The 18,854-nt window shown below is 42.6% G+C and carries 19 protein-coding genes; all 19 read right to left on the bottom strand.

The genetic code is table 11. The annotated features are described in order from the left end of the window. Positions 1-32 precede the first annotated feature (32 nt). Complete coding sequence (locus MH117_RS03915; protein ID WP_239327325.1) at positions 33-833, bottom strand: GNAT family N-acetyltransferase; 801 nt, start codon at positions 831-833, stop codon at positions 33-35. A 253-nt stretch (positions 834-1,086) separates the two neighbouring features. Continuing rightward, positions 1,087-1,440, bottom strand: a complete 354-nt coding sequence (locus MH117_RS03910) for an acylphosphatase (RefSeq protein WP_239327324.1) — start codon at positions 1,438-1,440, stop codon at positions 1,087-1,089. 200 nt (positions 1,441-1,640) lie between these two features. Further along, positions 1,641-1,964: a hypothetical protein gene (locus MH117_RS03905; RefSeq protein WP_239327323.1), complete on the bottom strand. Its 324-nt coding sequence runs from the start codon at positions 1,962-1,964 to the stop codon at positions 1,641-1,643. 299 nt (positions 1,965-2,263) lie between these two features. Beyond that, a complete protein-coding gene (locus tag MH117_RS03900; RefSeq protein ID WP_239327322.1) occupies positions 2,264-2,794 on the bottom strand; it encodes a hypothetical protein in 531 nt (176 codons plus the stop codon). Between the two features lie 241 nt (positions 2,795-3,035). Next, positions 3,036-3,938, bottom strand: coding sequence for an RCC1 domain-containing protein (locus MH117_RS03895; protein ID WP_239327321.1), 903 nt, complete (start codon positions 3,936-3,938; stop codon positions 3,036-3,038). Between the two features lie 267 nt (positions 3,939-4,205). Continuing rightward, a complete protein-coding gene (locus tag MH117_RS03890; protein WP_239327320.1) occupies positions 4,206-4,466 on the bottom strand; it encodes a hypothetical protein in 261 nt (86 codons plus the stop codon). A 436-nt stretch (positions 4,467-4,902) separates the two neighbouring features. After that, positions 4,903-5,253, bottom strand: a complete 351-nt coding sequence (locus MH117_RS03885) for a hypothetical protein (protein ID WP_239327319.1) — start codon at positions 5,251-5,253, stop codon at positions 4,903-4,905. A 67-nt stretch (positions 5,254-5,320) separates the two neighbouring features. Continuing rightward, entirely contained in the window at positions 5,321-5,803 is a 483-nt protein-coding gene (locus tag MH117_RS03880) for a hypothetical protein (protein ID WP_239327318.1), read from the bottom strand. A 148-nt stretch (positions 5,804-5,951) separates the two neighbouring features. Beyond that, entirely contained in the window at positions 5,952-6,626 is a 675-nt protein-coding gene (locus MH117_RS03875) for an HAD family hydrolase (protein ID WP_239327317.1), read from the bottom strand. 665 nt (positions 6,627-7,291) lie between these two features. Beyond that, the gene (locus MH117_RS03870) at positions 7,292-7,702 is read right to left on the bottom strand and encodes a hypothetical protein (protein WP_239327316.1); all 411 of its coding nucleotides are present in this window, start codon (positions 7,700-7,702) and stop codon (positions 7,292-7,294) included. 341 nt (positions 7,703-8,043) lie between these two features. Continuing rightward, on the bottom strand, positions 8,044-8,904 hold the full coding sequence (locus tag MH117_RS03865; protein WP_239327315.1) for a MurR/RpiR family transcriptional regulator: 861 nt from the start codon (positions 8,902-8,904) through the stop codon (positions 8,044-8,046). Positions 8,905-9,035: 131 nt separating this feature from the next. Further along, positions 9,036-9,977, bottom strand: a complete 942-nt coding sequence (locus MH117_RS03860; protein WP_239327314.1) for an ROK family protein — start codon at positions 9,975-9,977, stop codon at positions 9,036-9,038. 48 nt (positions 9,978-10,025) lie between these two features. Continuing rightward, entirely contained in the window at positions 10,026-10,730 is a 705-nt protein-coding gene (locus MH117_RS03855; protein WP_239327313.1) for an N-acetylmannosamine-6-phosphate 2-epimerase, read from the bottom strand. 127 nt (positions 10,731-10,857) lie between these two features. Next, positions 10,858-12,453, bottom strand: a complete 1,596-nt coding sequence (locus MH117_RS03850) for an FAD-dependent oxidoreductase (protein WP_239327312.1) — start codon at positions 12,451-12,453, stop codon at positions 10,858-10,860. 122 nt (positions 12,454-12,575) lie between these two features. Next, positions 12,576-14,114 carry a DUF4127 family protein gene (locus MH117_RS03845; RefSeq protein WP_239327311.1) on the bottom strand — a complete coding sequence of 513 codons (1,539 nt, stop codon included), beginning with the start codon at positions 14,112-14,114 and terminating at the stop codon, positions 12,576-12,578. Positions 14,115-14,129: 15 nt separating this feature from the next. After that, positions 14,130-14,888 carry a carbohydrate ABC transporter permease gene (locus MH117_RS03840; protein ID WP_481857242.1) on the bottom strand — a complete coding sequence of 253 codons (759 nt, stop codon included), beginning with the start codon at positions 14,886-14,888 and terminating at the stop codon, positions 14,130-14,132. Between the two features lie 84 nt (positions 14,889-14,972). Further along, entirely contained in the window at positions 14,973-15,866 is an 894-nt protein-coding gene (locus tag MH117_RS03835) for a carbohydrate ABC transporter permease (protein ID WP_239327309.1), read from the bottom strand. 102 nt (positions 15,867-15,968) lie between these two features. Beyond that, complete coding sequence (locus MH117_RS03830) at positions 15,969-17,273, bottom strand: ABC transporter substrate-binding protein (protein WP_239327308.1); 1,305 nt, start codon at positions 17,271-17,273, stop codon at positions 15,969-15,971. Positions 17,274-17,599: 326 nt separating this feature from the next. Beyond that, positions 17,600-18,808: an alpha amylase family protein gene (locus MH117_RS03825; RefSeq protein ID WP_239327307.1), complete on the bottom strand. Its 1,209-nt coding sequence runs from the start codon at positions 18,806-18,808 to the stop codon at positions 17,600-17,602. Positions 18,809-18,854 lie beyond the last annotated feature (46 nt).

Genomic DNA, 18,854 nt, shown 5'->3' with positions numbered 1-18,854 from the left:
AGAGACTTAAGGAAGCAAAGCGACTGGGTCCGCTAAATATTAAAACTGCTGCATGTATAGCGGTGAGTCACAGTAAAACCTAATCTTTCTGCTAGCTTTTTTGAGGATTTATTGTCATGAGAACAATCCCAGTATGGTTTAAGTCCATGATGTACCATTTCCTCTACTATAAGGCTAGCTAGATGCGAACCCACGCCTAAGTTTTGAAAATGAGGTACCGTTTCAATTCCTATTGCATGCGTATCTTGTGTCACAAAACTAGAATAACAAACACCTATAATTTCCCTTCCCTTTACAGCTGCAAATCCAAATCCTTTTTTCTTGAAGTCATCCGGTGACGACCAAAACAAGCTAAGATGCTCATCAATGAATTCTGTATTCTTAAGTTCCATATTCTCCCAGTCTTCTGTCTTAAGATTGATGGTTTCTAGCTCATCACTTTTTAGTAAACGATGGGAATTCACTAAATTCAAGACCACTTGTTCAAACTTGTACAGCTTCCTTGTTGAAAATATCGTTTCCATGCTCCATTGATCATGATGACCCGATACTTCAAAATGGTTCAATGAAACTTCTCTCATCCTCGGTTCGATCATTCTCCTTATGAAGTGATCCAAATTACTCTTAAATACCTCGTTTGTATGATCCCCAATAAGGTAGAACCCTTGTATTCCTTTACTCCAAACCAAAGCACTATTTGGTCTATCAACTTGATCAACAAATATCCAGCCGGGATTATTATGCTCGACTATTGAAATAATCTCAGGGTGTAAATGTCCTCCTGCAAGTAATGGTTTAATCCTTCGAAATTCACTTTGCGCTAACTCATGCATTTTATATCCCCCTTGAAAATTCCTTCATCGCAAAATTTATCAGAATCATTCTATCAATTAGATTTTTCAATAATTTCACCTAACGTACTTTTATTCACGATATAAACCCAGCTTTAGATAGCTCTTATCTTAAGCTGGGCTGTTGGTTGTCTGAACTACTTTCATGATCGTATATCTCGACAACCATTGGCCTAAGTCCCGCAGTTAGTTTGAATCAAGTGTTCGAAATTGAAATAAGGAATGATCATGTACTTTATTCCAATACTGTAAAGCTTTCTTCACCCTCTCTAAAAGGCAGATCAATTATAGTCATTTTCTTTACAGACGCCCGTTTCAAGGACTGCATACAATTGACTAAAAAATCAATATGCGACTCTTCCCCTTGTAATTCAGCTTCCACACTTCCATCTTTTAAATTTCTCACCCATCCGGTTAATTTCATCCTTCGAGCTAGACAATATATTTCCAAGCGGAATCCTACCTTTTGCACCTTTCCAGAAAAAGCTACGTTTTTTCTGACTATACTGCTTGGTGTGAATTTGGGGAACTTAACACGATTTGCATGCCAAATCACATATTCATTTCTTAATTTCTTAAAAACACTCATTTTTCCGCAGACTCCTTTTTATTTCTATTTTCACCTTTTAGATCAGCAAACTTATTTCTCAATTTGAGGAATCTTTCTGTATTCAACACCATGAATATGTATAAGCATTTTACGCTTTTCTAATACTTCAAAAAAGTTCAACATTTCACCAAATGGATTTTCGAAATATTCAATCAGGTGTTTAAATTTTTCAGTTGATTTCAAGAAATCATAAAAAAATAGGGATCCATGTTTCCGATATCGTCTATACGCCCAAGCGAAACCTCCAACTTTTGCCCCGTTTCTACATTCTCAAACATGCAATGCTCTCCATGAACATCATAGTACCAATTACTAGTTAAATGCTCTTCACCGTTTAGTAATTCCGCATTTGAGAGTAAGTAGTAACTTCCTTTTATGATCTCCGACTTTTCAGACTGGTTAGTTTCCAATATTAATTTGTCAATGAGTTCTTGTGCAATTACTTTATAAGTGTCCATTGCTGCCAATAATTCATCCATCGTTTCATTTGTTAACGTATTCATAAATTACCGCCTTCAATTTTTATCCCTATTTTTTAGATAAAGTTCTTTAAAGTCTTTCTTTTCTACTGATACGCTGGATCATAGTACCCATCAATCTCTATAATCATTCAATAATACCACTCATTCTATGATAAGCGGAGCACACTCGAGAGGATGTTTTTAAGTGTTATCTCAGTATTAATCTTATCGAACGGCTTAGTATTTACGAGCCCTCACTACCATAAAGTAGCGACAGCGACCGGCTGCTACGCGGTAAGACACGGGTTGTCTAACTGACTTAATTTAGGGGGATTTGATTCCTATTGTTGTTCAAACTCCTTAATAAGCCTCTGGGACTTGTTCATTGCTTCCGCTCTGTCTTTCGCAGGAAACGTTATCATGTACCCCTCTGATAAAGATATGGAACCATTCATCGTTAATTTTATTGTAAAATCCGTGAATTTGTCATTTGTGTACATCCAACCGTATTGATAAATATCAGTTCTGATTCTGCCTTTAAGATCTCCGTTTATCTTTTGGAAAGGGGAAAATATCGTAGTGAATTTTTGACCATCGTAATGTAACTCTAATTCAGCTCTCTCTTTTGGAATTTGAGGTATTTTATCGCCCTTAAAGTCAATAAATCCACGAAAGGTTTTATTGCCATTTATATGATTCTCCAACTTACCATCAATGTGTACTTTTACATGCTCGATTATGCCTTCCTTCCCTAATTGATAATACACGCCATCTACTGTCTCTGAATATTTCTTGGGTGTAAAGTACCAAATGAAGAATATGCCCATAACAACAGTAATTATTGTAAGGATGACAACAATTTTTGTCTTCATTGACTCCTCCATGTTTTTGGACTATCCTGTCCGCTAAGTAATCATCGCTATAATATTCTAAATCTGATGTTTGGCCGCGACGCGGTTAGGTTGATAAATTTCTCTCCTGAATCACTCTTCGAAATGCATCTAACGACTGAGCGGCCGTAAAGCTGCGATGCATGAATGCACTGTTGGAATAGGATACCTAAAGAACAATCATATAAAGTAGCTACATATGTAGCTCTCATTTCAAATTGATTTAAAACGAATTGCCGGGCAGTTGGACGCCGCGCCAGCTGCTTACATTGCATTGACCATATTTATTATCACCCACAGCAACCACCGTCCCGTCCGATTTAAGACCGAGAGAATGAGCGCTACCCGCCGCTACCGCCACAATATCACGCCAGCCACTTACATCACATTGGCCATATTTATGATTACCCACAGCAACCACCGTTCCATCCGATTTAAGGCCGATGGTGTGATAACTACCTGCCGCGATTGCCACAATATCGTGCCAGCCGTGTACATCACATTGGTCATGCTTATTCCAACCCACTGCCGCCGCAGTTCCGTCAGATGAAAGCCCGACGGTATGAAGGTAACCCGCCGCTGCCCCCACTATGTCGCGCCAGCCGCTTACATCGCATTGACCATACTGATTATTACCCGCAATCGTCACTATGCCATTTGATTTAAGCCCGACGGTATGCCAGTCACCTGCCGCTATCGCTACAATATCACGCCAGGCGCTTACATTACATTGGCCTTCATTATTTCGACCCACAGCAACGACCTTACCATCCGATTTAAGCCCGATGGTACGACGCCAACCTGCCGTGATCGCTACAATATCGTGCCAGTCTTTCACCTCACATTGGTCATGTTTATTCCAACCCACAGCCACCGCAGTGCCGTCAGATTTAAGACCTATTGTATGAGCATTTCCCGTATTCGTCGCCATATGAACATTACCAGCCGCAACCGACACCATGTCGCGCCAGTCGCTTACATTACATTGGCCATATTTATTATCTCCCACAGCCGCCACAGTTCCATCCGATTTAAGACCAACGGTATGACGACACCCCGCCGATAATGTAACTTTCGGCCACGATTTTATCTTTAACGACGCTTCAATCGGTGAAGTACAATTCATGTCTTTTACCTCCTTTAAACCAAGACTTATTTTGAGAAACATGATGCTTCTGTCTTATACTGCCTTTTTTTGATTCAATTTTTATTCTAATAGGACTGATTTTCTATAACGTTTTGGTATTAGCGAAACGACCCAGCCTTAGATAGCTCTTATCTTAGGCTGGGTCGTTTGTTGTCTGACCTTATTCCATTATTATACCCCTTACAACTAAGGGGCGTCAGCCCCGTCGCGTGAATACGGTGTTAGGTGAAGTTGATGACTTCTTTGCTATACAATCGAATAGTTATAAAACCAATCTCTATGTTTTAGAAATATATTTTCAATAAATCTATTGATTTCCTCTTCATGACATCCAACCCAACTATCAACTTCGTTCATTAATTCTTCATTAAGATCATGATCTATGCCTTTACAATAATTCTCCAAAATCATTCTTTCATTGGATTCTTGAAGAAAACTTATCAACACATTTGCCAAGTTTATATCTAATACTTCATAGTACGTCCAAACCCCAGATCTTTCTGACATCGATTGCCAATTCATTAATTCGTTTAACGCAATAACCCATCTTATTTTTTGGTCTTTTGATTAAATGAATTGGCTAAGATTAATAATTCGACTTTTGAATGAAATTCATTTATCGAATCGAAAAATGGGTCCAAGTAGTATTTCGAATATTTCATTGATCACCCGTTTACTTTTTACTAACTGTTTTCAGCAATTTCATTAAACGCTTTGAATCTACGAACCCGGGAGGCTTAAAGGGGCGAATTCGCCGGATCCGACGGACTTAGCCAGTGCAGGGTTGTCCACTGCTCATGCTTCATGGAAAATGCTTCTGCGGACCGAGAGCCGTATAGCCGATGCATGAATCCTGTGTTATAGGATGTCAGCGCCATCATTAAAATACATAGGTCAACTATCGTTATCTGTTAGTCATACAGATGGTTTGGAATAGTCTCGGCTAAGTCCAAGGCCAAATTTCAAAAATCTCATTAACAATTCCTCCGAACCCTACATTTGGCAAGCCAAAAATAATCATTTTATATTTTAGACGATTCTTCTTATGGTACTCAGCTCCTTCATGATTAGTTCTAAGCTCGTTGTAAATATAAAACCACCGCAATCCAATATGAATATAAAGGGCTATTGTTAGACTTATCATCCCTACTATTAAATTAAAAAAAACTAAAATCTCAGGCATTCGTGTCATCCAAGCTATTACTAATGATATAAAAACGAGTAACAATCCTGATAAAAACCATCTACGCAAACTAGCAACCAACCTCTCTTTGATAATCCATCGCTTTCTCAACTAAATGGTCTCACATGTCGTTATAGGATGCAGGCATCTGCTTTGAATTGACCAATCAACTCAATCACTACTCAAATTTTATACAGTAATTCATGCTCATACTTTTTAATGCTTCCAAATCAATTAATTGTAAGTCTGATAATTTAAATTTCATTTTTTCAATCTCTTGAGGGCCATCTCCGAACCATATAGACCATATTTCCAGTCCGTCTTTCATATTTTTTAGCCCTTTCAAATATTCATAAAGTTGTTCTTTCCAAGCTGCATCATCTGAACTCCCTTCCAACCAATAAATAAATTCTTGTTGTATGTATGCTTCCAAATCATATGGTCGATTGGTACAAAGAGTTATCTTAAGATGATTCATTTTCGTCGAATCCAATATTAGTATTTCTAAATTATCGTCCTTTTCATCTAATTGATCTAAAAGGGATTCTCCAGAAGATGGAATATCCAATTTTTTATATTCTCCATACTTCATTCTCACAACACCCGTTAAATCTACCTCTGGTAATGAACGATTTGAAACTATAAAAGAATATTTGCTCATTTTTTCCTCGCTTTCCTTAATGCCTATTTCCTATAACGCTCCACCATTCACGATCAGGTCAATGCCAGGTATGTCCGGCTGCTTTGCTTCTTTGAAATCTTTCTGCAAGACCGAGGGAGGGGCCTGTCCCCGATGCGTGGACATGGTGCTATCTGATGGCTGAGCCTTCTTCGAATTGCTCAATCAGACTCATCAATTCCAAGAGATTGGACACTTCTGCAGTCGGGTATACGTTCATCTGCTTCAATTTTTCTATATCTGATCGATAAGCTATGAACCTTATTCCTGCGTTTATCGATGCCTTCCCATCTATCCATGAATCACCTACAGAGAGCCATTCATTCGCTGAGTGCTTAAACTCATCCAATACTCGCAAATAGCCATCAGGTGAAGGCTTCAATGCTTTCATTAACTCCCTGCCAATAATGAAATCAAAGTATGCAGAAATATCATTATCTCTTAATGCGATTCCTGCAGCTTCAACAGAATTATTCGTTACAATTGCAAGCTGATATCTACCTTTGAGTTTACTAAGGACCTCCACAGCACCAGGCTCCAAGTCTGCCCCCTTCATTCCACACACTTCATGCTTCTTAGCAATATCCCACATATCATTTCGTAACTCTTCACTCATTCGATTCGTTTGTATTGCTTCTTCAACAATAGTTGATGTTGTATGGTAATTAAGATCATATCCATCGGTTAGAATCTCTTTCGATACGAGAAATTGATAGGTTTCATTCTTCATGGCTTGGAAGTCAATTCTTGATCTTAAAATAGTATTATCCATATCAAATACAATACCTTTTAATTGACGCTTCATAGGATACCTCGCTTAAAACATTGATTTGCCCAGCTTTCACATAACGATCTTGTACCTACGAACCGAAGAGGCTTAAGGGAGCGCATGCTACAGGGTCCGACGGACTTAGCAAGTGCAGTATTATTTTTAAGATATCTATTGTTTTCTTTGTAAAATTTAATGATGCTTCATCTAGCTAAACAGTTGTATCCACAGGCAATTTCATTCTTGAAAGTAATATTCCTGCCCCATAAACATCAAAGATTAAATTCATTGATGTAAATATAGGTTTTAAAGTCACCAATCGTTGGTGTTCCAAAAAAATAATAAAAATCTTTCAATGGGATTTCATATAATATTTTGGTATTTGCGAAACATCCCAGCCCTAGATAGTTCTTATTTGAGATTGGGTCGTTGGTTGTCTGACATTCTTCCACGATTATACATTTAATAACCAATGGACGTCAGCCCCGTAGCGTGAAAATTCGGACCGATTCCCCCCACTGTCCCCTGTCACTACTACTCAAAATCTCTGGTATAGGGATATTCAAGTTAGGTTGTACATTTTTCACTTTCCCTACGGGGCACTATTTGAACCCCCCTTTAAAACCATACATACGCCGAAAGGTTTATAGTTATTTAGGTCAAGCGGCTTCTCATCCTTATATTTTTTCTTAGACTTTTTATTATGTATCTTTCAAATTTCCTTTAATCCAACTTATAATTAAGTCTTTTATCTTTTCCAAGGTATTATTATTTAATGTACAAACGATCACCAATTCATTCTGGCTCCTATTGTCCATAGTACTATTCATCCAATAAGATAATAAATCCGCATTCTTAGAGCTTTCTTGGATAATTTTAATTATTTTATTCTTTTTTGTTGATTTCGCTGAAAATATAGGACTTCCATCCATCATTTTTTCCCCATTACTGAAGGTAGTGTTATAATAAGGGGATATCCAATCCCTTCCGTCCACATTTTCTTTATGCAACAACATAAAAAACATATCAATCCAATATTTTTCTAAAGCAGAATACACATCTTCATCATCCAAGTAATTATCAAAATAATGAAGCCTATTACTATTTTCCACGACACTTACCTCCAGCATATATAACGCAGACTTATGGCACTCCATTTTTTAATGATTCTAATAAGGTATAATATTCTTTTCTTTTGCGATTACGTTCCTCATTTCAAAGACGTTCTAATAAGTAAATTGTATACTCTTTAGGTTTATGTTGTAATGATTTTACTAGTATTGCTTCAATTTTTTAGACTTCCAGAGCTGTACCGCAACCGTACCACCAAGAACCGGATGCACCAATGCGGCTTCATACCTAATATTTGGCCACAGAATGACAAAAAGCTCACCATACGATGGAGAGCTTCTCATTTGATCGACTAATATAATTGAAATTAATGATTTAATCATTAATACAGTTTCTCAGAGATTGATTTTGCCGTTATCTCGCGGTATTTCAGAGCCTCATCCTTTATTTTCAAAGAAACCCCGACATTCAAAATATCAATAACTGCTAGCTGGGATATCTTTGCAGCAAGTGAGCTGCCTTGTAATGGATTTTCTCTAGCAACCATTAACAGTTCGATATCAGCCAGTTTGGTTATAGGGGAACGCGCATTACTGGTAATAACGACTATTTTGGCGCCCGCTTTCTTGGCTAGGCTTAAGTTCTCCAGCGTATCTTTGGTGCTTCCCGAAATGGATATCCCAACAGCTACATCTCCTGGATGCATTAATGCAGCTGTCATGGCCTGAAAGTGCGTATCTGTCTTAGCGAAGCTTTGCTTGCCTATCCTGGTGAAACTATGCGCGGCCTGTAACGCCGTCAATCCTGAAGATCCTACTCCAAAAAAGTGAATATGAGTAGCTGCAGTCAATAAATCAATGGTCTTCTCCAACTGATCTGAGCTAATAAGTTCCGAAGTTTGTTCCAGTGTCTCCATATGCATAGATATCACCTTACGGTTTAAAGTCGCTGCATCATCCTCTTCAGTAACTTCATTATATAAGCGATCGGAAGGCTTAACCAAATCTTGTGCCAGGGATAATTTAAAATCCTGAAAACCCTGGAATTTCAGTTTTCGGCAGAGGCGAATCACCGTCGTCTCACCGACATCCGCTCTTTCTGCAAGTTCGGTCACCGAATGATAAATAATATCTTGAGCGTTTTCCAGAATAAAATTTGCAACTTTTTGTTCTGTTTTGGTTAATCCATTAAAATGACTTCTTATGGATAACAACGTCTTTCCCATTCCCTGCTCGTTAGACAAATCCATTCTCCTTTCAGGTTGCCTAACAAATAATGAACCTGTAGACTAACCTATATTTAGGATACACACAAATTCCTTTAAAAGGCAAACTAGTATGCTATAACAAGTTACATTATAATGCAAATTTAATTTCAAATAAAATAACCTGCTACAGCCCCAACTACACCTCCATTATCTCCTAAAGAAGCCGAAACAACCTCAATTTCCCTAACCCTCTCTCTAAAAACAGGCAGCAGCTGGTGCGACAGACTTTCACGAACCGGATGAAGTAAAAATTCGCCTTGTCGAGTAATAGCCCCTCCAATGACAATCCCCTCTGGATTAAAGGTATGAACCAGATTAGCCAGACCAGCAGCAATATACTGAGTGTATCTTCTCAGCACGTGAATAGATGCTTCGTTTCCTTCCTCCGCAGATGCGAATATACTTTCCGCGGTCCTAATCCCTTCTAGCTCTGCCCCAGCTTCTTCTGCCATTCTCATCAATCCTGTAACAGAAGCATACTGTTCCCAACAGCCTGTTCTGCCGCAATTGCATGGATAACCACTGTACTCAATAACATGATGGCCTATTTCTCCCGCAAACCCATCCCGTCCTTGATACGGCCTATGATTAAGGATCAGGCAACCGCCTACTCCCGTTCCCAAGGTAACACAGACGAAATCGTTCCATTGTCTGCCAGATCCTACCCACGCTTCGCCAAATGCCATGGCATTCGCATCGTTATCGATCAATACAGGCAAACCTGTCATGGAGTGCAGCCGATTTTCAAGCTCCATTCCGGCCCATCCCGGCAAATTAGCTGTGGCCCCCATTACAACGCCTGTCCGACTATTAACTTGACCAGCAGTCCCTATGCCGACACCTTTTACCTTCCATCCTTGACTGCTTGAATACCTTTCTAATTCCTTCGTCATTTCGGTAATTCGATTTAACAGTGCTTCTCCACCTTCATTTGCCTTCGTCGGACAATTCAAATGGTGAATGACCACTCCCTCCGCATTTACAATCCCCGACTTCATGTTAGTTCCACCGATATCCAGACCTATAGCTACTTCCCCAGTATATTCCATCCATAGAACCTCCTCGATTAAAGGCTGCTGCAAATAAATTAATAAAGACTAAATTTCAGGAATGTTATGATATTGAAGTATAGCATCCGTATATTTCTTAGTAATCAATTGCGGCCTGGTAATGGCTCCCCCAATTACAACTGCATAAGCTCCAGCCCGAAGACACTCAACAGTCTGTTCAGGACTATGAATTCTCCCTTCAGCTAATACGGGAATGCTAACCATTTGACTTAAATCAGCAACTAATTGAATATCTGGTTCCTCACTCTGCGGGCTGTAGGCTGTATAACCAGATAGCGTAGTAGAAATAAGATCAAAACCCAATCTCTCCGCCTCTACTCCTTCTGCTACAGAAGATACATCTGCCATTAATAGGACTTGGTGCTCCTCCCTTATTTCTTTAACCAAATCCCCAAGACAAACATTGCCCGGCCTATTGCGTAATGTAGCATCCGTAGCGACAATATCGGCTCCAGCAGCGATTATTCCTTCAACCTCTGTTAAGGTAGGAGTTATATAAACGTCAGAACCGGTATACTCCTTCTTCCATAAGCCGATAACCGGCAAATTCGTCACCTTTTTTATCGCTCTAATATCTTGAGGCGTATTCGCCCTGATCCCTACCGCCTTGCCCATTTCAGCCGCTAGAGCAAAGCGGGCCATATAATCACTTCCGTAGAATGGTTCTTCCCCAAGAGCTTGACAGGAAACAATAAGTCCGCCTTTTAAAGTTTCAATAATTGAATCTAACATAGTGCAAACCTCCGTAAACTGTTCATTGAGTAATATGTAGCTCATTTGCCATTTCCTTAAAATCAGTAAACAGCCATCCCTTATGATCAATAGAGTGGCTGTCTGCTGATTTATACTACTCTATCGATTAAAGAACCAGATCGTCCGGCCAGTGGATTTGGACCCCTTGCCTTTGAATCAGCGCTTGATAGGCCTGAAGATGCTCCGAATTGGCGTGTATCTCATGCGGCGTCACTTGATTCTGTAGCGCATAGGCCGCTAAATAACCGACCGATTCCCCAATATTCCATTCTGTCGGGTGGAGGCGGTAGCATCCGTTCGTGATTTGAGTGGTGCCGATATTTTTACAAGCGGGAAGCAAATTCTTGACCCGGATCGGCAGTAATGCACCAAGCGGAATCTCGTACGGATAGTTCGGAATATAGAAAGTTCGGTTCGTGACGGTCGTCAGGTGAACATCTAGATGATAGCTGCCGACACCTACACTATCGTCATAACGGCGAATCCCTTGTTCCCCGCGGATTTCCTTACTAACATCCTGCTCCGCTATGGTATACATCGCTTGAATCCGGCGCGACTCACGAATATACGGGTACTTCGCCAGGCCGTCCTCTGTACCCAGTACATCCGTACGCAGCCGGATGCCAGGATACCCTCGCCCTCCGTCCGGACGAGGCGTCTCGGTCTGGAGCCAGTAGATCAGGGAGAGGCTTAACTGTCTAGCATTCGCCAGATGCTCCTCCCGTTCTGCTACAGGAACGTCAATAATGGAACCCAGAAAATAATCGTTCTGCGGCCAATTGATCAAGGTGATGTCGCTTTCATATAGACCAGGCTCGAATAAAGCCGGGTCGATGACACGACGATACGTCCACAGCGACAGAAGTTCCCGCCCAGAAGCGTCCTTGCCTTCACCTGGAAATAGGGCGAACTCCTTCATTTTCTCCGCGTCATCCGTATCGTTCGCATACCAGCTTAACAGCGGAATATTCGTATGCTTCGGAACGAACTTACGCCAGAAATCATATTGCTCAGGCTTCTCAATCGTGAAATTGCCACCATCTATATAATCGAGGGCAAACACATGGGTGATCGACTGCATATCGAGAGGATTTGCCTCTTCCAGCGCATGCGGCTCCCCTGTCTCATGCCTGGACTCCGCGCCTATTACATATTCAACCCCCGCTAACGGCAGTACGTCTCCACATTCCGTAGCATCGAGGAAGTATGCTCCCCTTAGTACAACTTCTTCACCTGAGCTTATATGTGTAACGGTTACACTCTCTATCTGATCCTCGTTCACTGAGGCTGCAGTTGGTCTGAAATGATACAATACCGTGATACGGCCGCTGTTCACATACGGGGCCAACATATCCTCGATGACGCGCAGCGCTACCTTCGGCTCATGGCATAAGCGGCTTACCCAACCATTTCCGGGATTAAGCAGTTCATTATTCTTCGCTTCCTCTGACATCGGATAGTTCTCTCGATAATAAGCACGCACCCGGTCTCGAAACTCGCGATACGTCTCTGTGCAGCCGAATTCCTCTATCCACTGATGTTCATCCGGCGGAACCGCCTGACTTGTCAGCTGACCGCCGAGCCAATCCGTCTCCTCTGTCATGATCACACGCACGCCCATTTTGGCTGCAGCCAATGCGGCCATGCATCCGCCCAACCCGCCGCCTAGGACGGCGACATCTGTCATTCGCTCGTTATGCATCTCTCGCTGGCTCCTTCTCCGGTGCTTCCAGCATCCACCTGAGCTGTTCATGCACCTTTTCTGTTATTTGCAACATTTGTAGACCCTCGCAGCGTTAGCGAAGCTCGAACCTTCGTCGTACTTTATTGTCCTTGCTTCGTATCACGGACATGGGTCTTCAATCCGACCTCAAACATCCGACTCCAAGGCATATAGCAATCGTCGATCACGATCTCATAATTATTCTCTGGATGATGCAAATGCTGCTCGATGAACCGAGTCAATTCAGCTTTGACCCGCTCGGCGATTTGTCCCCGCTGTCCGTCGATTGAGAAATAATTGTATCCCGTACCAGGCAGCACCCGATCACTTACATCCCTACGCACATGGGCACAATAGCCCCCATCCTCGACGTAGCGTAGTGACAGGAAATCGCGATGCTGCGGCGTATTGCCATACACGGCATAGACCATGCCTTGAGCAATGCAAGTTCCGAGCGTGTTGCCACTTGTATTCCAGCCTGCATAACCGGCCAATTCGAACAATAGCTTCTTATCGCGAAGCAGCTGCAGCAGTTCAAGATCTGCACCGTTGGCGTAGGCAATATCGGCGATAACACAAGGCTTGTCGAGACGGTGAACAATATCATCAGCCACCTCAATCAATTCAACTAAATTCCGGTATACCTGATACCCTAAATAATGCTGTCCTTGATCATTCGACTCCATCATGCTCTCGCCAGGTGTATTAACGCATAGGGCCATATCGGCCTCTGCCAGGGAAGGCGACATTAGTCCTCCGGCCGCCATAATCTGATATTTAACCGATTCATATAGTACACGGTCTTCATATAGAGGTATCACTAACGGCCCTTGCACACTGGCAAAATGAACATGCACCCGTGGCTTACGACGCTCAAAATGATTGATCATGCGGGCGAGTAGCGTACATCCCACTTCGTCTGCCCCGGGATACATATAGACGGACAGCTGCTGCTGACACTTCTTGACATGCTCGCGAACGTGCTGCTGATCCACCGCAGTCAGACCATAAGGAGCCGAGTCATCCTGTGGGATGATCATGAAATCGACGGCCCCGTCCTGCACCAGTTCGATTGCTCTCTTATTCGCTGTTAAATTAACAGCACGGCGCTCCGTGTAGTCCTGCCAAATGGATTCAGGCAAAACATCCTCAATCTGCTGCAATTCATTTTGCTCTTCTTCCGTCACGATGCCCAGCTCCAACCGATGGCGGACATAGCCGCGCCGGAAAATCTCCCTGCCCCAATTCTCGTAATAATCCGGTTCTTCATCACTGCTGGAATAGCGCGGGCAACGCATAATGAGCTGATAAGCAAATACATGCAAAGCCGGGTTGATCCGCTTCAATTGACGGAGCTTTTCCAATTGCTCCGCACATTGTTCCGCTGTCATCTCATGCAGCCGCGAGGGGATTATTCCTCCGTATAGCAATGTGTCCAAGGACACAATCGCTCCGTCTGCATCACGCGCTTGCTCGAATAGCCAGGCCCATAGCTGTTCGATGTCTCCAGGGCGCTTCTTCAGCCCCATCATGCTCATATCCGGACGGACAACATGATAATCCGTTCCCGCGGCAAGAAGTGCCGGAAATTCGTAATTGCACGGACGTTCATCCAGCGGAATATATATAATTTTTTTCATGTGAGTAGGGTCCTCCTATCCTTTAACTGCCCCGGATACACCTTCCATGTAATATTTCTGGGTGCATAGGAACACGATGATAATCGGTATAACCGAAATAACGGTTCCGGCGGCAATCCAGCCAAAATTATAGGAAAATTGGCCATTTAAAAAGCTGAGCGCGGACGCGATGGGATACTGCTTCGTATCATTAAGCACAATCATCGGCCAGAGGAAGCTATTCCACATCGCCATGAACTCCAATAGTCCGATAACGGCGATCGCCGGCTTCACAATCGGCAGCGCCAACTGCAGCCAAATACGAAATTCGCTGGCACCGTCCACTTTGCCGGAATCGCGCAGCTCATGTGGCATGCCCATAAACGCCTGTCTCATTAGGAATACGTTGAACACGGTAACTGCTGAAGGAAGCACGACTGCAAGAAACCCGCCCATCAAGCCTAGTGCTTTTACCGTCAAATAATTAACTACCATGCCGGCTGCAGCGGGAATAATCATCGTCGCTACCAGTAGTGTAAAGATTAGATCCCGGCCTTTGAAACGGAATACGGCAAGCGGATAGGCTGTAAGACAAGAAAAGAAGATGTTCATTACAACACCCATCAGCGCAATGATAACGGTATTCATTAAGTATCTTGGAAAGTCCATATAATTCCATACTTGAATGAAGTTATCAAAGTCGATAAATGTCGGCAAGATCGCCGGTGGAGAGCTGAACACATTCTTGCCGGGCATGAGCGACACACTTAATATCCATAGGAATGGTCCCATCATAAAAATGGCAAACAGAATCAAAGCTCCATACAACAATAATAATTTCAATAATCGAAGTGGTTTTTTTCTCATATCATGCATCCATTAATATGGATTGACACCACCCTTCCGGTTGAATCTGAAGATGACGATACTAAGCGCACCAATCATGACGCTGACAATTAAGCCAAGTGCCGAAGAGTAGCCGAAATTAAACTGTTGGAAACCCTGCTGATAAATATACAAGCTCGATGTTAAGGTAGCATCCCCCGGTCCACCCATCGTCAGGATAAACACTTCATCGAACACACGGATTGCTGCCATTAGAGAAATAAGCGTGCAGAAAAAGACATACGGCTTCAACAGCGGAATTGTAATTTTACGAATCGTCTGCACCCGGTTCGCGCCATCAATCATCGCAGCCTCTGTCAGGTCCTTCGGAACGGATTGCAATCCGGCTAAATAAATCATCATATAGTAGCCAAGGCCCTTCCACATCGTAATGAACATCAGTGTCCACAGTGCTGTATCTTTGTTGGACAGCCAGGTAATTGGCTCTTTCATTAACCCTACATTGGTCAGCACATAGTTTATGACCCCATTCTGGTTGAGCAGCCAGCCCCAAATAAGCGCTACCGCGACCATAGAAGTAACTACGGGGATGTAATAAGCCGTACGAAATAACTTAATGCCTTTGACATTGCTGTTGACTAGAATCGCCATAAGAATAGATATAATCTGAATAAATGGCACAACAATGACGTATAGCAACGAGTTGAGCAGTGACGTGATGAAGCTCTTATCCTGCAACGCCTTAACGAAGTTATCCAAGCCAACAAATTCGGTCTTGCCTATGACGGAGTAATTCGTCAGCGCCAGCGGTACGCTATAAATAATCGGCCAGAAGACAAATAGGGCCAGTAGAATCAAACCCGGCGTCATGAAGAGCCAAGCCACCGACGCTTCCGACTTGCCGAATCTAGTAAAGAATTTTTTCATGATAGTAATCCTCCACCACCATTAATTAGGTAGTTCAAAAAGTCCACTTTTGAACATTCATTATAGAAAGCGGGCAGGACAAGCCTGCCCAACCAGACGTATTTAGTTGCCTAAGATTTTGTTAACCTCGCTCTCGACCTCATTCAATGTCTTCTTCGCATCAGCACCGTTTAAATAAATTTCCTGCAATGCTTTGGTGACAGCCTGATTGACATCTTTGGCACTCTCAACGCCGATGTAGAAATCCTCGGCTTTATCAAGGCTGACTGCAGATACGGTCTTAGCTACCCCTTCCAGAGTTCCGTCATTTTGCGAGAAGAACGGATCTTTGGCGCTCTCTACTGTGGAAGGCAATGTATTAGCGAGCTTGGAGAATTCCAGTTGATTGGCCGCATTTGTTACGAATACAGCGAAGTCAACCGCTTCTTTCTTATGAGATGTTGCCGAAGGCACGACGATGTTCATCGTGTTGGAATAGCGAATGCCCGCTTTGCCAACCGGACTTGGAACGGCAAGCATTTTGTTATATACATCCGGCGCGGCTGTCTTGATCTTGTTAATGAATGGCGAGCTGGATAAGGACATGGCCACTTGCTCACTCGCAAAGTATTGCACTTGTTTATCGTAGTTGATAATGTCTTTTGGAATGACGCCTTCTTTTAATAGCTGTAAATTCTCATTAACATACTCTTCCACTTCTGGTGTATTAAAAGCTGCCTTCTTATAATCCTCGGTCAGGAACGGCAAGTTCTCTTCTAGCAGAGTGCGCGCCTCCATCGTGAAGATGTAGCCGTAGGTGCCGGTTTTCTCTTTGATCTGGCGACCCCATTCGTTTAATTCCTGTTTCGTCTTCGGCGGATTGTCCGGATTCAGTCCCGCTTTCACCACCAGATCCTTATTCATGAATAGGACGGGCAGTCCGGTGTACCAAGGGAGTGCGAACCCTTTGCCGTTCATTTCTGTTGAGGAGTAAATTCCCGGGAAATAAGCTGCCTTCTGGTCCGCTGTCAGCTCTTGGTTGAAGTCAACCAAGGCATCCTTGGTTCCCATCTGATTGGCCAGCTCCGTATTAAGGTTCACCACGTCTGGCGCATCATCGCCAGCAATATTCGTCATGAGCTTGTTAAGCACAGCATCGTAAGGGTAATCCTTCCAATCAATCTTGACATTTGGATTCTTCGCTTCATAATCCGCAATCAATTTGTGGAAGTAATCATTGAAGGTCGGCTGCAATGAGATGGTCCAGAACTCTACTGTGACTTGTTCCGCGGGCTTTTTGCTATCGTTGTTCTCACTTGAAGCAGCCCCTTTGTTGCCCGATGAATCCGAACCACACGCCGCCAATAACCCCACCATCATCATTGATGCCAATACTAATGAAATCAACCTTCTGCCTTTGAAACTCATACCACAACACCCTCTCTTCTTTATAAACGATCTCTTAAAGCTAGGAGAAGAAATGACTATAAGTCCGGAAACGGTAGCGCTTACAAAAAAACCTTGTTATTCTAAGCTATATCTGTAATTGCTCCAATCCATAAATGATTTCGGAAAAAGAGTCGTTCCTGCAACCTTCTCCCTTCTTGCATGTTCATTGTAACACGAATAGAATAAATTCTCCACTATATTTTTAACAAAAGGAGATTATTTTCTTCTAATGCATTGACTCCTATTCATGTTGCCTTTGAATGGGTCGAAATATGGCAACTGACCGACTTCATTCGTCTCTCCCTTCAAGACATCTCAGATAATACTGAATCCAGCTGCTCCCACCAGCTATAATCATCCAAATGGCTCTCATCGAACAGCATGACACCGTGCGTGCGTTCTCGGCACATCCGAACAGCTTTTTCAAATTGATCAATGTTTCCTTCATAATCCTTCAAATATAAGCTCGCGATGACTGGAATCTGCCCGTTAATTGCCTCTAGGCTCATTTGGATCGCGCCTTCTACGCTGTACCATTCCGCAGGCCTGCCATTATGTGCGGCTTCTTCAATTCGCACTTCGGGATAATAACAACCGGTCATAATGAAATCCAATTCATCGGCATAGGCGGAAATATGATATTCTTCAGAAGCCCATGGCAAGTTCGAACGATAGGTTTCACTAGCCCAATTGACACCTTCGTTGAAATATAACGGATACCACGATCCAACATAAATGCTGAAGGATAGACTTGGATTTGTGGATTTAACAACTTGCTTAGCCGATTGCACGAAATGTTTAATGTTCAGCGCACGCCATTCCGTCCATTTCGCGAACCAAGGACCATACTCAATTTGTTTCGTACCTTCTAGTAAGGTAAAAATGTCCTGTGGCCATTGTGCTACCGGCTTCCCCATATATTGTTCGAATGCTCTCCTGCTTAATTCGCTAAAATCACCATAGACATTCGGATAGCGGCAGCGGTCAAGCACAATACCACTAATTTTATAGTTCGAGGCAATCTCCTTCAGAATGCCAAGTTCGTGCAGTTGAACTTCTTCATGAATCGGATTCACAAAAATCGTATCATCATCCGCATTTTCAGCTGCAACCGCTTCCGAAGAAAGACTCGGATTATACAGCATGACCTGCCAATCCTTCTTGTCATAAGCAATACCGTCTCTTGAATGCGTCGTACCTTCAGCGAATACATCCATGTTGGCAATGACTTGAAGCCCGACACCACTCGCCTCCTCTATCATTTCTGCAAGAAAATCTCTTCCTTCCCATACTTGATAACGTCCGTCCGACCAGCAACTTACATGATAAGCATAAGAACTTGGGAATGTCGTATGTCCATAGGGAATTTTGGCATCCACCACCAAATGGCTTACTCCAGCTTGTTTCGCACTGTTCACAAGGCGCTGCCTCTCTGCACGATCCGCTAGTCGAACCCCATTCGCGATAAAATCAACCCACAACACATTTGCACCTTTTTCCATAGATATACTCATATTGGGATCACCTCAACTCTATAATTTTTAAAATTTGGAGTGCCAA

Origin of the sequence: Paenibacillus sp. ACRRX (assembly GCF_022346885.1) — a bacterium.
In the GTDB taxonomy this organism is placed as follows: Bacteria; Bacillota; Bacilli; order Paenibacillales; family Paenibacillaceae; genus Paenibacillus_B.
Note: the sequence above shows the minus strand (reverse complement) of the source record. Positions and strands in the feature narration are given on the sequence as shown.

What these genes read in the sequence shown, in the direction of transcription:
- MH117_RS03850 (WP_239327312.1), bottom strand. Translation starts at nt 12,453, where the DNA reads ATGCATAACGAGCGAATGACAGATGTCGCCGTCCTAGGCGGCGGGTTG.
- MH117_RS03900 (WP_239327322.1), bottom strand. Translation starts at nt 2,794, where the DNA reads ATGAAGACAAAAATTGTTGTCATCCTTACAATAATTACTGTTGTTATG.
- MH117_RS03890 (WP_239327320.1), bottom strand. Translation starts at nt 4,466, where the DNA reads ATGTCAGAAAGATCTGGGGTTTGGACGTACTATGAAGTATTAGATATA.
- MH117_RS03910 (WP_239327324.1), bottom strand. Translation starts at nt 1,440, where the DNA reads ATGAGTGTTTTTAAGAAATTAAGAAATGAATATGTGATTTGGCATGCA.
- MH117_RS03905 (WP_239327323.1), bottom strand. Translation starts at nt 1,964, where the DNA reads ATGAATACGTTAACAAATGAAACGATGGATGAATTATTGGCAGCAATG.
- MH117_RS03860 (WP_239327314.1), bottom strand. Translation starts at nt 9,977, where the DNA reads ATGGAATATACTGGGGAAGTAGCTATAGGTCTGGATATCGGTGGAACT.
- MH117_RS03880 (WP_239327318.1), bottom strand. Translation starts at nt 5,803, where the DNA reads ATGAGCAAATATTCTTTTATAGTTTCAAATCGTTCATTACCAGAGGTA.
- MH117_RS03840 (WP_481857242.1), bottom strand. Translation starts at nt 14,888, where the DNA reads ATGATGGGACCATTCCTATGGATATTAAGTGTGTCGCTCATGCCCGGC.
- MH117_RS03825 (WP_239327307.1), bottom strand. Translation starts at nt 18,808, where the DNA reads ATGAGTATATCTATGGAAAAAGGTGCAAATGTGTTGTGGGTTGATTTT.
- MH117_RS03830 (WP_239327308.1), bottom strand. Translation starts at nt 17,273, where the DNA reads ATGAGTTTCAAAGGCAGAAGGTTGATTTCATTAGTATTGGCATCAATG.
- MH117_RS03875 (WP_239327317.1), bottom strand. Translation starts at nt 6,626, where the DNA reads ATGAAGCGTCAATTAAAAGGTATTGTATTTGATATGGATAATACTATT.
- MH117_RS03855 (WP_239327313.1), bottom strand. Translation starts at nt 10,730, where the DNA reads ATGTTAGATTCAATTATTGAAACTTTAAAAGGCGGACTTATTGTTTCC.
- MH117_RS03845 (WP_239327311.1), bottom strand. Translation starts at nt 14,114, where the DNA reads ATGAAAAAAATTATATATATTCCGCTGGATGAACGTCCGTGCAATTAC.
- MH117_RS03915 (WP_239327325.1), bottom strand. Translation starts at nt 833, where the DNA reads ATGCATGAGTTAGCGCAAAGTGAATTTCGAAGGATTAAACCATTACTT.
- MH117_RS03895 (WP_239327321.1), bottom strand. Translation starts at nt 3,938, where the DNA reads ATGAATTGTACTTCACCGATTGAAGCGTCGTTAAAGATAAAATCGTGG.
- MH117_RS03835 (WP_239327309.1), bottom strand. Translation starts at nt 15,866, where the DNA reads ATGAAAAAATTCTTTACTAGATTCGGCAAGTCGGAAGCGTCGGTGGCT.